The following is a 12,969-nucleotide window of genomic DNA, read 5'->3' on the forward strand; positions in this document are numbered from 1 at the left end:
ACGGCGGTTAGGATCATTCCCATGGTGCGATGGCTCGGCGAGGAGGAACAGGCGACCTGGTCCGCGTACATCCGGATGCGGCAGCGCCTGGACGCGGCGATGGCCGCCGGGCTGGCCCACGACGGACTGTCGATGCCGGACTACGAGATCCTGGTCGCCCTGTCGGCGGCGCCCGACGGCTGCCTGCGCGCCAAGGATTTGGCCGCCGAGATCTGCTGGGACAAGAGCCGCCTGTCCAAACACCTGGGCCGGATGGGCCGCCGCGAACTGGTGGCCCGCACCCCCGCCGCCGACGACGCCCGCGGCATCCTGGTCCGCCTCACCCCGGCGGGCCGCCGCGCCCTCGAACGTGCCGCCCCCCACCACGTCGAACTGGTGCGCCGGCTGTTCATCGACGACATGACCGAGGACGAGGCGAAGGCGGTCCGCTCCCTGGCCGAGAGAGTGATCGCACACGCCGAGCGCAGCACGGACATCGATCTCGGCTGACCGGAGCCGCCTTCCCCGTCATCCGGGACGCGTCGCCATCCCCGTCATTCCGGCGCGCTTTTGGCCGGAATCCATGTGTCCGAGGCGGATCCCGGCCAAGAGCATGCCGGGATTACGTCGAGCGAGGGGGCGTCGAAGCCTATTCGCCTGTGCCCGAACCCTTCTCGAACTGCGCGCGCTTCCAGTCCCCGAACGGCTCGTCGCGTTCGCGCACGGCCTCGCGGAAACCCACTGTGGCCGAGCGCAACTGGAAGGCGTAGCCCTCGCGGGTGTGGCGGGAGATGCCGTCGAAGACCGTGCTGACCATGCCGGAGTTGGTGACGCCCTGCGCCAGCAGCGCGCTGTTGAGGGCCAGCTTGGCCATGATCAGCTGGTTGATCGGCACCTGCGAGATCCGTTGCAGCAGTTGCTCGGTGCGCTCGTCGAGTTCGTCGGCCGGGCAGGACTCGACGGCCAGGCCCCATTCGACGGCCTGCTTGCCGGTCAGGCAGTCGCCGGTGAACAGCAGCCGCTTGGCGCGCTGGTCACCGAGGCGGTGCGCCCACATGCCCGCGGCGGGGATGCCCCAGACCCGGGTGGGCGGGTAGCCGATCTTGGTGTCGTCGGCGCAGATGATCTGATCGGCGAACAGGGCGATGTCGGTGCCACCGGCGATCGCGAAGCCGTGCAGCTTCGCCACCACCGGCTTGTTCGCGTGCAGCAGGCTGGCGAAGCCGCGGTTGAACCGGCTCATCATCTGGTAATCCACCATGGGATCCCAAGTGCCCCAAGGGTTGTGGTTGCGCGCCTGCACGGCGGGATCGAGCACGGTCCCGGCGGTGGGCTGCGCCGAGCCGGTGGGGGACAGGCCGCCCTCGGCGAAGATCGACAGGTCGTAGCCGCCGCAGAAGCCCTTGCCGCGCCCGGACACCACCGTGACGTGCACGCGCGGGTCCAGGTCTGCGCGCTCGACCGCGTGCGCCAGCTCGATCGGGGTGTCGGCGGTGATCGCGTTGCCGTGCTCGGGCCGGTCGAAGGTGATCCGCGCGATGCGGCCGGTGACCTCGTAGGTCAGCGTGCGGTAGGCGACGTCGGCGGCGGGCGCGGGGAGGCCGGCGTAGGGCGAATCGTCGCCGCCGGTCGCGTCGTCGCGCCACGCCGCGGGGCGGGTGCCGGAATGGTGCTCGTAGTCGGATGCCACATCAAGAAGTGAACCCCTGTTCATTTCTTGATGTCAAGACTCCGGGTCCGGCGCGGTCCACGGCTTCACCGGCGGCTTCACCCACAGGATCTTCTCGTCGCGGTGCGCGCGTTGCGCCGCAGGGTGTTCCGGGTGGCGGGCGGCCCAGGCGTCCTTCTCGTCGAGCAGGCGGGCGACCATGGCCCAGGTCTCGTCGGTGCCGGGTGGGTTGGTGGCCGCGGCGCGGGCGAGCTTGCGCCGGGTCGCGGCGGGCAGCGCCAGCAGCTCGGCGCCCGTGACGGCGCGCTGCCAGAGGTAGGCCGCGAGGCGGCGAGCCTTGTCGGCACGGCCCTTGGCGGCGTGGTCGGTGTGTGCGTAGTCGGTCATGACGGACTCGGATCGCGCGGGACGGTGGCCTCGAGCCTAGTCGCTCACCAGGTCGAGGGCCGCACCCTGCCCGGGGCGACCACCCGGGCCAGCGCGTCGCGCAGCCCGGCCGTCCGCTCCTGGCCGAGGGCGCTCGCCCAGCGCGCGGTGAACGCGGCGGCCGCGGCGTCGGCGGCGCGGGTGGCGGCCCAGCCGCGGTCGGTGAGCGTGATCAGGCGCGAGCGGGCGTCGCGCGGATGCGGATTGCGTTGGGCGTAGCCCTTGTTCACCAGTTCCTCGACCAATTGACTGGCCGCCTGTTTGGTGACGCCGAGGTGCTCGGCGAGCTCGCCGACCGTCGCCCCGTCGGGCGCCATCCGCGCGAACGCGAAGCCGTGCGTGGGGCGCACGTCGGCGAATCCGGCGGCAGTCACCCCGGCGTGGACGGCGTCGGTGACCTCCGCCGCGGCCGCGAGCAGCAGCATGGGCAGGTCCTGGGCGGGCGCGGCGGTGCGGGGAGGCATGAGTGCATCTTGGCACTTGACAATCAAGTCAACCAGCTTGACTATATAGTCAAGCAACTTGACCGAATGGAGTTATCCGATGCCCGTGATCCGTGCCGCCGAGGCCGATGTCCACGAAATGCACAATGCCCGCTTCGCCTCCTACGCCCGCCCCGGCACGGGCAGCGCCGAACTCTGCGTCTGGCAACTCGAGGTGGCCGCCGGAACCGTCGGGGCCGAACACCGCGTGCTGCGCGAGGAGGTGTTCGTCCTGCTGTCCGGGGCGATCGAACTGACCATCGACGGCGCGACCGACCGCCTGGTCGCCGGCGACGCCGCCATCATCCCCGCCGAGGCCACCATCCGCGTCGACAACCCCGACCGGTCCCCGGCGACGCTCGTGGTGAGCGCGCCCGTCGGCTTCGTCGGCGAGCTGGCCGACGGCAGCCGCTTCATCGCGCCCTGGGTGTCCTGAGCCGCAAGGGGATTCAGCCGATGCCGCCCCGCACCAGCACGCCGATCTCGTCGCAGATCTCGTCCAGCGTCGGAGCGCCGTCGGTGTCCCCGCGGGCGAATTCCTGGGCGAGCGAGTTCACCGCGCCGATCATCGCGATCGAGAACAGCCGGTAGTCCCGGGCCCGGGCTTCGCCGCGGCGCACCGCCCGCTCGATCTCGCCGCGCAGCAGCGTGCCGATGCGCCCGCGCCACTCGGCCCGCCAGCGCTCGACGGCATTGCTGACCCCGACCACCTCGACGTAGCACACTCGCGCGGATTCCGTTGTGCGGCAGGTGATCTGCAGATAGGTGCGGAAACCGAGGGTGATCCGGTCGGCGAACGGCCGCTCGGCGGCCCGCTCGATGTCGGCGAGGGCGGCCGCCGACGCCTGGCCGGTGATGTCGTCGGCCAGGGCGATCAGCAGGTTCTCCCGGCTGCCCATCTCCTCGTAGAAACTGCGCGTGGAAATGCTTGCCGCGGAACACAATTGCTCGATGCTGGTGGCCGCGTAGCCGCGGGTTCCGTATAACTCCAGCGCGGCCCGCAACAGTCGTTCCCGTCGTTGTCCGGCCCGCTCTTCGGCGGTGCGACCGCCGTAGTGGCGCTTGGCCTGGGCGCCCTGCTTCGTAGCCACTGCCGCGACGTTACTCGAGCGCCCGAGACCTGGTCAAACTGTGATGCAGACCACCTATGTCGCCAGGTCCGGGCGGTCGAGGTACCCGTCAGTAGGCGCGCCCGAAGATCACTCGCCGGCCGTACGCGGCGTCCGCGCCGCACCGCACGCAGGCGCCCGTCGCCGGTTCTCCGTCGAGTGGGATGCACCGCGGGGTGGCCGCGGTCTCGGACTTGACGTCCTCCTCGCAAGCCGTTGCGCCGCAGTGCAATGCGAGCGCCCACCCCGTCGACACCGCCGCGGCGAAATCCTCCCAGTTGTCGACGGTGCGGGTGTGGGTGTCGCGGAACTCGGTGGCGCGGGCGAGCAGGAAGGCCTGGAAGTCGTCGAGCACGCCGGGCAGGACGTCCGGCAGGGTGTCGAGCGGCACGGCCTGCTTGCCCTCGTCGCCGAGCCGCTTCACCATCATCGCGGTACCGGCCTCGAGGTCGCGGGGGCCCAGTTCGAGCCGGATCGGGACGCCGCGCATCTCCCACTCGTTGTACTTGAAACCGGGGCTGAGCTGCGGCCGGGCATCGACGTGCACGCGCACGCCGACGGCCCGCAGGCGCCGCGCCAGTTCGTCGGCGGCCGCTTCGACCGTCGTGTTCCCGCCGCGGGTGATCGGCACGATCACCGCCTGGTAGGGCGCCAGCCGCGGCGGGAAGACGAGGCCCTTGTCGTCGCCGTGGGTCATCACGATGCCGCCGATCATGCGGGTGCTCATGCCCCAGGAAGTGGTGTGGCACAGCTCGTCTCGGCCCGCATCGCTGGTGTAGCGGATGTCGAAGGCGGTGGCGAAGTTGGTGCCCATGTAGTGCGAGGTGCCGGCCTGCAGCGCGCGGCCGTCGCGCATCATGCCCTCGATGGTGAACGTCGCGACGGCCCCGGCGAACCGCTCGCCCGGCGTCTTCTCGCCCGGAACGACCGGCATGGCGGCGAGGTCGCGCGCCACCTCGCGGTAGATGTCGAGCGCGAGCCGGGTCTCGCGGTGCGCGTCGGCCGCGTCGGCGTGCGCGGTGTGTCCTTCCTGCCACAGAAATTCCGTGGTGCGCAGAAACATTCGGGGCCGCAGCTCCCACCGCACCACGTTCGACCACTGGTTCAGCAGCAGCGGCAGGTCTCGGTGCGAGCTGATCCACTTGGCCATCATCTCGCCGATGATCGTCTCGGAGGTCGGCCGCACCACCAGCGACTCCTCGAGGTCCTTGCCGCCGGCGTGGGTGACCACCGCCAGTTCCGGCGAAAAGCCTTCCACGTGTTCGGCTTCCCGGCTCAGATAGCTCTCCGGGATCAGCAGCGGGAAGTAGGCGTTCTCGTGCCCGGTCTCCTTGATCCGCCGGTCGAGTTCGGACTGCAACTGCTCCCACAGCCGATACCCGTACGGTCGAATGATCATGGTGCCCTTGGCCGGGCCGCGGTCGACGAGGCCGGCCTTGAAGACCACCTCGTTGTACCAGGCCGCAAAATCCTCACTCTGGGCGGTAACACCGCGTTCGTCCCGTGCCATGCCCAGAGATTACTGCGGCGCGCAAGGGCTTTCGGCACCGCCTCACGCCACGCCGACCAGGCTTTCACGGGGCACGAAGGCGACTCCGCGGCGCGAGAATCGGAGTCGCAGCCGGCCCACCCGGGCAAGGATCAGCGCGACGCCGAGGGCGGCCAGCGCGGAGACCGCACCGCAGGAGAACAGGCCGACGCGCGGGCCGAAATGTTCGGTGAGCCAGCCGACGATCGGGCCGCCGATGGGGGTGCCGCCGGTGAACACCATCATGTAGAGGGCCATCACCCGCCCGCGCACCTCGGGCTCGGTCGCCAGCTGCACCATCGAGTTGCTCGAGGTGTTGAAGGTCAGCCCGAGCAGTCCCACGAACGTCAGCATCGCCGCGAACAGCCAGTAGTCCGGGGCGAAGGCGGTCACCGCCTCCAGGACGCCGAAGCCGGCGGCCGTCATCACCAGCATTCGCAGCCGCACCACGGACCGCCGCCGCGCCGCGAGCAGTGCGCCCAGCAGCGATCCGGCCGCGAGGGCCGTATTGAGCAGGCCGTACTTCCCGGCGTCGACGTGGAAGACGTGGTACACGTAGCCCGACAGCACGGTGGCGAAGTTGAAGCCGAAGGTTCCGATGAAGCCGACCAGCACGATCGGCCAGATCAATTGCGGCCGCGCGCTCACGTAGCGCAGGCCCTCGCGCAGCTGTCCTTTGCGGCGCGGCGCCCGGGGCAGCGGCCGCAATTGCGACGGCCGCATCGCCAGCAGGCTGCCGATCACCGCGACGAACGACAGCGCGTTGACCGCGAACGCCCACCCGGTGCCCACCGCCGCGATCATCGCGCCGGCCACCGCCGGGCCGATCAACCGCGCGGACTGGAAATTCGCCGAGTTCAGGCTCACCGCGTTGCGCAACTGTTCCGGACCGACCATTTCCGCGACGAAGGTCTGCCGAGTCGGATTGTCCACCACGGTGACCAGACCGAGCAGGAAGGCCAGCAGGTACACGTGCCAGACCTGCACCGCTCCGGTGAGCGTCAGCACCGCGAGCGCACCGGCGAGCACGCCCATGATCCCCTGGGTGAGAATCAGCAGCCGCCGCTTGCCGAAGCGGTCCGCGATCACACCGCCGAAGAGGCCGAACAGCAGCATCGGCAGAAACTGCATGGCGATGGTGATGCCGACGGCGAACGAACTGCCGGTAAGACTGAGGACCAGCCAATCCTGCGCGATGCGCTGCATCCAGGTGCCGGTATTGGACACCATCTGGCTGGCGAAGAAGTAGCGATAGTTGCGAACGGAGAGCGAGGCGAACATACCGGTCTTCGCCGGAGGCTCCGCTCGGGTCTCGAACGTTCGGGTCTCGATGGAATTGTCGGGTAACTCGGCTTCGGGTGGCGAAACCACAATTTGCTCGCTTGGCGTCGTGCGCTCCTTCCGATCGGGGTCGGGGGACGACCTCACATACCGCACAGCAGGCGGTCGGGACCGGGCCGCCACGTCGTACGGCGCGAAGCGCACGCTCGGTCGTGGCGGGTCCGAGTACCAGCCTATTTGATTAGCGTTTCTAAGGGAAAGTTAATTCCCGCACGTCGCCGCTACTCCTGCGCCTCGCGTCGCCGATCGGCCTCGGCCTGCCGGGCGGCCTCCTGCCGCCGCGCCTCCTGCCGCTGCTGCTCCGCACGCTCGCGCAGCCCGCGCAGGAACGCCTCGTCCGCCGCCGGATCCTGCGGAACATAGCGTCCGGGCCGGTCGTACTCCGGGAAGCGACTCTGCGACCGTCCGTGCCCCTCCATGACCGGCCGCCCGAGAAACAGCCACAGCAGCGCCCCCACCGTCGGCAGCAGAATCACCACCAACAGCCACCCCGCCTTCGGCAAATGCCTGATCCCGCCCTCGGGCGCGGTGATGATGTCGATCAGACAGAACACCCACAGAACAAGCGTCACAATTCCGACGACGGCGTACGGCATCCCCCACTCCTTCTCTACCGCGAACGGTTCATCATACAGTGCGTTCGGTCACCGGCAACACCGGCGAACATGCTGTCGCCGTGGGGTTTTCGTGCTGGTCGCGCGGTGTTGCCTATTCAGGCCGATAACCGATCACGTCGAGAGAGTGCGCGCCCGGAGTGATCGTGAGGAATGCGCCGGGCACCGGGAGCGCTCCCGTGAGTTCGGTGTCGGGGGATCGGTGTCGTTCGAATTCGACCGGGGGCGGGGTTTGGGCGGTGTGCAACGTCCAGGGAAGTGGTGCGCCGAGTTGCTGGGGAGTGGTCACCACGCTCCAGGCCGACGAACCAGCCAGTTTCCATTGCACCAGAACCGCATTGCCGTGGCGCTGGAGGTAAGCGCTCGTTCGCGGGCCGTTTTCGCTCGACAGCGGCAATTCCTGTTCCGCGATGACCGCGCCGGTTCGGGGATCGATGGCGGACAGATGGGCTACCGTCTCGTTGTCGGGACCGCAACCGGCCAACCGGTAAATGGCCGTCTCGGTAATCGTGATCGGGCTGAAGTAGCCGGTGCACTGCAGTTTCGTGGTGTCCAGCGACCACATTCGGGCACCTGTGCGGGCGTCGTACCGAACTACCCGATTCGACTCCGACACCACGAGGAATCCGGACGTGAGCCGGAAATCACCCAGGTCGCGACGGATCCCCGGGTCGTCCATGTCCCCGGCGAAATCCGAATTACGCCAGAGGATCTCGCCGGTGGTGGCATCGAAGGCCGTCCATCCGAGTTCGCCCCAGTCGCTCAGCACCACGGTTCCGCCGTCGAGTGACCGCAAAGTTCCCGGCAGGTAGGCGGTGTATCGATTCCCGCGCGGATCGAGGGTGTTCGTGCGCCGATAGTGCCAGCGCTCGGTACCGGTCGCGCCGTCGTACGCGGTGATGCCGTCCGGTTCCGCGATGGCGAAGCCCGCACCGGCCACCACCAGGTCCGTCCGCGGCTCGCCGGTCCCTGTCTTCGCCGCGGGCACGGACATCCGATACGCCGCTGCGCCCATCCGATCGGGCACCGCGGCCGGTGGTTGCGCGGCGGCCGTGCTCCGGTCCACCCGGCGCTCATCGTCTCCGGCGCGAATGGCAAGCGCCGCAGCCACACCCGACACCGCGAGGCCGACGACCACCGTGAGAACCAACACCGGCAACCGCAGCGCGCGCAGCGTCTCCGGCCGCGCGGCGACGGCGGCCACCAGCGCGGTACCCACCACGACCAGCGTGCCCGCCACCACCGCGGTCGGCAGTTGCTCGAACGGCGGGTACTGGATGCGAACCTGTCGCCACAGTCCGGGCAGGTGGTCCCGCCAAGCCATGACCGGCCATACCAGCAGCCCCGCGCCGACGGCCAAGAGCACGAACGGACCCCAGGTGCCGTATCCGTCCCGGCCTCGCACCACCCGCACCGCGGCGACGCCGAGCGCCGCCAGCACGAGCACGCCCGCCAACAGCGTTGTGGCGGCGTACTTTCCGGGCACGCCGGACACGTCGAGATTCCGGAACGAGCCGAAGACATCCTCGCCGGTGATCTCGTTGTCCAGCGGCCACGTCGACGCGAAGAACCAGCTGAACACGGCCAACCCGACCCCGCCGAGAACCAACCCGCACCCTGCTGCGGCCAGAGCTGCGAAAAGCTTTGCGCCTTCGGGCTTTCGATTGCCCCCAGCCACCTGCACGGCCCCCCACTTCTCCGTCAACTGCGAGCGCTCATCCTACAGTCCACCCAGCGCATAGCCATTCGGTGACCGCGGGCGACCTTCCCTCACGCCGATGCCGCCATGTTCTTCCTCAACATATTTCACTGACCCGAGCAGTTGACCGCCGCGAACTTGCCGACGGCGGTCTGCTCATCCTTCACCACCCCGTCCACCGTGATCCGACACGTGATCGAGCGGCCGGTGGTCTGCGCACTCAACCCCGCCACGGCCACGGGCGCGTCGTTCACCACCGTCTTGGTCCAGGGCGCGCTCACCCCCGGCGCTTTCGCCGGATCGGACAACTCGTCGTAGTAGGTGAGCGCATTCAGCTTCGCGTCCGAAACCACCTCGTAGGTAATCACTTTCGTCACCTTCACCGGTACCGTGGTCGGCGGCGGCACCAGCACCACCGGCGTAGGAACCGGCGGAATCGCCTCGGCGGGCGAAGTCGTCGGAGTGGGCGTCGCCGACGAGCGGATCGCCACACTCTCGTCCACGGCAGCGGAAATCACCCCCGCACACCCACCGAGCGCCAGCACAGCGGCCCCGAACAACACCCACGGCCAGAGAAGACGCTCCTTCGACGGCGAATGTCCCTGCTGCGACGGAAATAGCGGCGGCCTCGTCATGCATACGTCCCATCTGAAACTATCGTGCGTCAGACAGGCTGGCTTGCTGATCCCGGACGGCAATAGGGCATTTCGTCCCTCGTTGTCCCCTGGATTCGCCCGGATGGGGCCACTAGCTGGCGACGAGGTCGAGCAGCGAGCCGAAGACGAACAGGCACAAGGCAATCCAGCGCAGCGGGTGCGCCGGGCGGTCGCGGTTCATCAGCCACACGATCGAGCGAGTGATCGGAACCGGTAGCCAGCACACGAGCGCCCAAAGCCACGCGATACCCGCTCCGGCGCGGCGGCGTCCGTTGGGATCGGTGGTCAGCAATGCCGCCACCGCGAGAACGATCACCGCGGCGGCGACGGCCGCCATGAGTCCCCGCAGCTCCTGCCCCACGGTCCATTCGACGACGAGCAGTGCCGAACCGCCGAGGACCAACGCGCCCAGCAGGATCGAGCCGATTCGCGCCACCCGCCGGTCGACGTATTCGGCATTACGCCAAGCCGCTCTCTCGGTTTCGGTGAGCGTATCGACGAAAGCCTTCTCGACCCGGCTCTCGAAAACCTCCCGCCCGTGCTGACATTCCCATTTGTAGATGAGGGGTTTCGGGGCGACGACGGGAATGTCATCGAGGACCAGGACCCGGGGCATGGCGTACTCGCACGACGTGCAGATGATCTCCCCGTCGAACGCCTCGACCACGGAAGCCAACAACAACTCGTGCTCCGGCGCACCACGCTCGCGCCCCTCCTCGATCAGTTCGGACTGCACACGCCGCTCCAACGCCCGCAGCCGCTCCAACAACCGCGCCGCACTCCGCGTCTCCGCAACCCGCACCCGCGCCGCAGCCAACCGCTCCGCATGCCGCCGACCGAAATCCGCCAACGCACCCGCCCCGATCAGATCGAACAACACGGGAAGCCCAGCAACGAACTGCATCCCTTTCCCGAGCCGCCCCCAAAAAAGCATCGAGTGCCCCAAAACCTGTTCCCCATCAGGCAACGGCCCCCGCCCCCACCGCACAAACATCTCCCACCACGAGCCCCGAAACACCACCACCGCCACAACCAGGAGCCCACCAACCACCCACCAGGCCCACACTCCAACCCGCCGCTCCCGCGCAGTACTCTCGCCGCCCACCCCTACGACAATCACGCAACGCCCATAGCCGCGTCCAGCCCGTGGTTCGAGTGGCTAGGAATCAGTCGATGCCGACTTCCAGTTGCTCCCAGGTCAAGGTCACCTCGATCGGGTCCACCACATCGACCGCCAGACCCGAACCACGGTGCGCCGAACCAACTTTGACGTACGCCCCGTCGCTACCCAACTGGAACCGCTCTATGAGAGTCACCGGACCGTCGTTCTGTGCCATGCGCACGATCCAGTAGTGCGGTATGCCGAGCCGCGCGTATTCCGCGCGCTTATCGATGAGGTCTTCGGTCACCGAACTCGGCGAGACAACTTCGAGGACAAGAAGCGTGTCGGAGGCCAGCGGCTTTCTCTTCCATTTACCGCGCGGCTCTTCGATGCATCGGTACACGATCGCGTCGGGGCGTTTGAAATGGAAGGGCACCTCGGACACCAGCATGTCCAGATCACCGCTGGCACGCAGGCATGGTTCGTGCGGTGCCCGCTTCGCCACCGAGTCACGGAAGGCGGTTTCGAATTGCCGGGCGACAGTGGTGTGGTTGGGCGAAGCCGACTCGCAGTGAACCAGCAGGCCGTCTTTGACCTCGATCCGGCGGGCCAGATCTTCCGGCATCTCGAGGTACATGTCCATATCGATGACCGGGATGCTCGTGCGGAGCCAGGACCAGTCGAACGCTTCAGACATCCCCGCCTCCGCCCGGATAACTGAAAAACCCCGTCGGATCGACGGGGTTTGGTGGTGTGCGCCATCAGGGACTCGAACCCCGAACCCGCTGATTAAGAGTCAGCTGCTCTGCCAATTGAGCTAATGGCGCTGGTGCGTGATCCGGTGGCGGGGCCCCTGGGGGCTCCGTTCCGGTGCGGGGAAAACCATAACAGGCGGGTGTGGGGAAAGTGAAATCGCCTGTTCAGTGGGGGTGGGGGCGAATGTGTCGCCGGTTGTTAACGGATGGGGGGCGGGAACGGATGAAGGGGCAGACCATGTGGAGCGGCCGTCGTGTTTGCGGCTTTCGGGCCCTTCCAGCTGGCAGAATAGGCGGGGCGTGGTCTCGACCGATCCCCGCGGGCGTGGTGGGTTGAGCAGCGTCGCCGGGTCGGCCCGGCGGCGCCGAGAACATGAAACGGGGTTGGACATGAGCATATGGCGGGGCCGATATCGGTCGAAGACGTTGCTGGGGGCGGTGGCCGTGCTGTCCGTGCTGGGGCTGGCGGCGACCGGTTGCAGCGATTCGGGGGCGACGGGCACCAAGGCGGCGATCGAACCGAACCCCGTCGGCGATCTCCTCAAGCCGAAGGTCGTTGCGCCCGTGAAGGACGGCGATGTCAATGTCTCCCCGGCGGTCCCGCTGCAACTACGGGTCGAGGACGGCAAGTTCGCCTCGGTCAGCCTGCTCAATCCCGAGGGTGAACCGGTCGCGGGGCAGCTCGCGCCGGACGGGCGGTCCTGGCAGGTCGGCGAGCAACTCGGCTTCGGGCGCACCTATCGCTTGCAGGCCGAGTCGATCGGGCTGGGCGGCAAAGCCTCGACCGCGCTGAGTTTCACCACGCTCAGCCCGCGCGTGCGCACGCACCCGTGGCTGCTGCCCGGTGAGGACGAAGTCGTCGGCATCGGACAGCCGGTGGCCGTGCAGTTCGACGAGAACATCCCGGACCGCCGCGCCGCGCAGGACGCGATCAAGATCACAACCAACCCGCCGGTCGAGGGCGCCTTCTACTGGGTGAACAACCGCGAGGTGCGGTGGCGGCCCGAGCACTTCTGGGCGCCCGGCACCAATGTGAACGTCGACGTGAACACCTACGGCAAGGATCTCGGCAACGGCCTGATCGGCGACAGCGACATCCACTCCGCGTTCACCATCGGCGAGCCCACCATCTTCACCGCCGACGACAACACCAAAACGGTGGTCGTGGAGCGCAACGGCGAGGTGATCCGCACCATGCCGACCTCGATGGGCAAGGCCTCCGCCCCCACCGACAACGGCATCTACATCATCAGCGACCGTTTCGACCGGATCATCATGGACTCCTCCACCTACGGCGTCTCGGCGACCGGCCCCGACGGTTACCGCACGCCCGTCGACTACGCGACCCGGATGTCCTACAGCGGCATCTTCATGCACTCCGCGCCGTGGTCGTTGGGCGCGCAGGGCTACTCCAACACCAGCCACGGCTGCCTGAATCTCAGTCCCGCCGACGCCCGCTGGGTCTACGAGAACGCCAAGCGCGGCGACATCGCCATCGTGAAGAACACGGTGGGCCCGACGCTGTCGGGTGTCGACGGACTCGGCGACTGGAACATCCCGTGGGAGGAGTGGAAGGCGGGCAACGCCGACAACAGCTGATCCGAGGAAC

14 protein-coding genes and 1 tRNA gene are annotated in these 12,969 nt (G+C 68.2%); 3 read left to right on the top strand and 12 right to left on the bottom strand.

What is annotated here, in order from left to right; all coding sequences use genetic code 11:
- Positions 1-21 precede the first annotated feature (21 nt).
- Positions 22-489, top strand: a complete 468-nt coding sequence (locus IU476_RS10860) for a MarR family winged helix-turn-helix transcriptional regulator (protein WP_195099162.1) — start codon at positions 22-24, stop codon at positions 487-489.
- Positions 490-628: 139 nt separating this feature from the next.
- On the opposite strand, the gene IU476_RS10865 is transcribed toward IU476_RS10860, so the two are convergent.
- The 3 genes from IU476_RS10865 to IU476_RS10875 are packed head-to-tail and all read right to left on the bottom strand — an operon-like array spanning position 629 to position 2,538.
- Complete coding sequence (locus IU476_RS10865; RefSeq protein WP_195099164.1) at positions 629-1,693, bottom strand: crotonase/enoyl-CoA hydratase family protein; 1,065 nt, start codon at positions 1,691-1,693, stop codon at positions 629-631.
- 9 nt (positions 1,694-1,702) lie between these two features.
- Positions 1,703-2,035, bottom strand: coding sequence for a nucleoside phosphorylase-I family protein (locus tag IU476_RS10870; protein ID WP_195099166.1), 333 nt, complete (start codon positions 2,033-2,035; stop codon positions 1,703-1,705).
- 44 nt (positions 2,036-2,079) lie between these two features.
- A complete protein-coding gene (locus tag IU476_RS10875) occupies positions 2,080-2,538 on the bottom strand; it encodes a MarR family winged helix-turn-helix transcriptional regulator (RefSeq protein ID WP_228823471.1) in 459 nt (152 codons plus the stop codon).
- Positions 2,539-2,617: 79 nt separating this feature from the next.
- Here IU476_RS10875 and IU476_RS10880 point away from each other — a divergent pair, with 79 nt between their 5' ends.
- Positions 2,618-2,992 carry a cupin domain-containing protein gene (locus IU476_RS10880; RefSeq protein WP_195099168.1) on the top strand — a complete coding sequence of 125 codons (375 nt, stop codon included), beginning with the start codon at positions 2,618-2,620 and terminating at the stop codon, positions 2,990-2,992.
- Between the two features lie 13 nt (positions 2,993-3,005).
- Here IU476_RS10880 and IU476_RS10885 read toward each other — a convergent pair whose 3' ends face one another.
- The 9 genes from IU476_RS10885 to IU476_RS10925 all read right to left on the bottom strand — a co-directional run bounded on the left by IU476_RS10885 (position 3,006) and on the right by IU476_RS10925 (position 11,432).
- Positions 3,006-3,647, bottom strand: a complete 642-nt coding sequence (locus tag IU476_RS10885; protein WP_195099170.1) for a TetR/AcrR family transcriptional regulator — start codon at positions 3,645-3,647, stop codon at positions 3,006-3,008.
- An 88-nt stretch (positions 3,648-3,735) separates the two neighbouring features.
- Entirely contained in the window at positions 3,736-5,175 is a 1,440-nt protein-coding gene (proS, locus tag IU476_RS10890; protein WP_195099172.1) for a proline--tRNA ligase, read from the bottom strand.
- A gap of 42 nt (positions 5,176-5,217) precedes the next feature.
- Positions 5,218-6,474, bottom strand: coding sequence for an MFS transporter (locus IU476_RS10895; RefSeq protein WP_195099174.1), 1,257 nt, complete (start codon positions 6,472-6,474; stop codon positions 5,218-5,220).
- Positions 6,475-6,755: 281 nt separating this feature from the next.
- The gene (locus IU476_RS10900; protein WP_195099177.1) at positions 6,756-7,130 is read right to left on the bottom strand and encodes a PLDc N-terminal domain-containing protein; all 375 of its coding nucleotides are present in this window, start codon (positions 7,128-7,130) and stop codon (positions 6,756-6,758) included.
- Between the two features lie 112 nt (positions 7,131-7,242).
- Positions 7,243-8,757 (bottom strand): outer membrane protein assembly factor BamB family protein, encoded by a 1,515-nt coding sequence (locus IU476_RS10905; RefSeq protein ID WP_195099179.1) that lies wholly within the window; start codon positions 8,755-8,757, stop codon positions 7,243-7,245.
- A gap of 197 nt (positions 8,758-8,954) precedes the next feature.
- Positions 8,955-9,482: an MmpS family transport accessory protein gene (locus IU476_RS10910; RefSeq protein ID WP_195099181.1), complete on the bottom strand. Its 528-nt coding sequence runs from the start codon at positions 9,480-9,482 to the stop codon at positions 8,955-8,957.
- A 112-nt stretch (positions 9,483-9,594) separates the two neighbouring features.
- A complete protein-coding gene (locus IU476_RS10915; RefSeq protein ID WP_195099183.1) occupies positions 9,595-10,533 on the bottom strand; it encodes a hypothetical protein in 939 nt (312 codons plus the stop codon).
- Between the two features lie 136 nt (positions 10,534-10,669).
- Positions 10,670-11,302 carry a Uma2 family endonuclease gene (locus IU476_RS10920; RefSeq protein ID WP_195099185.1) on the bottom strand — a complete coding sequence of 211 codons (633 nt, stop codon included), beginning with the start codon at positions 11,300-11,302 and terminating at the stop codon, positions 10,670-10,672.
- Positions 11,303-11,359: 57 nt separating this feature from the next.
- Positions 11,360-11,432: transfer RNA gene (locus tag IU476_RS10925), tRNA-Lys, on the bottom strand.
- Positions 11,433-11,750: 318 nt separating this feature from the next.
- Here IU476_RS10925 and IU476_RS10930 point away from each other — a divergent pair.
- The gene (locus IU476_RS10930; protein WP_195099187.1) at positions 11,751-12,959 is read left to right on the top strand and encodes a L,D-transpeptidase; all 1,209 of its coding nucleotides are present in this window, start codon (positions 11,751-11,753) and stop codon (positions 12,957-12,959) included.
- Positions 12,960-12,969: the final 10 nt, after the last annotated feature.

Origin of the sequence: Nocardia blacklockiae (assembly GCF_015477355.1) — a bacterium.
Lineage (GTDB): Bacteria > Actinomycetota > Actinomycetes > Mycobacteriales > Mycobacteriaceae > Nocardia > Nocardia blacklockiae.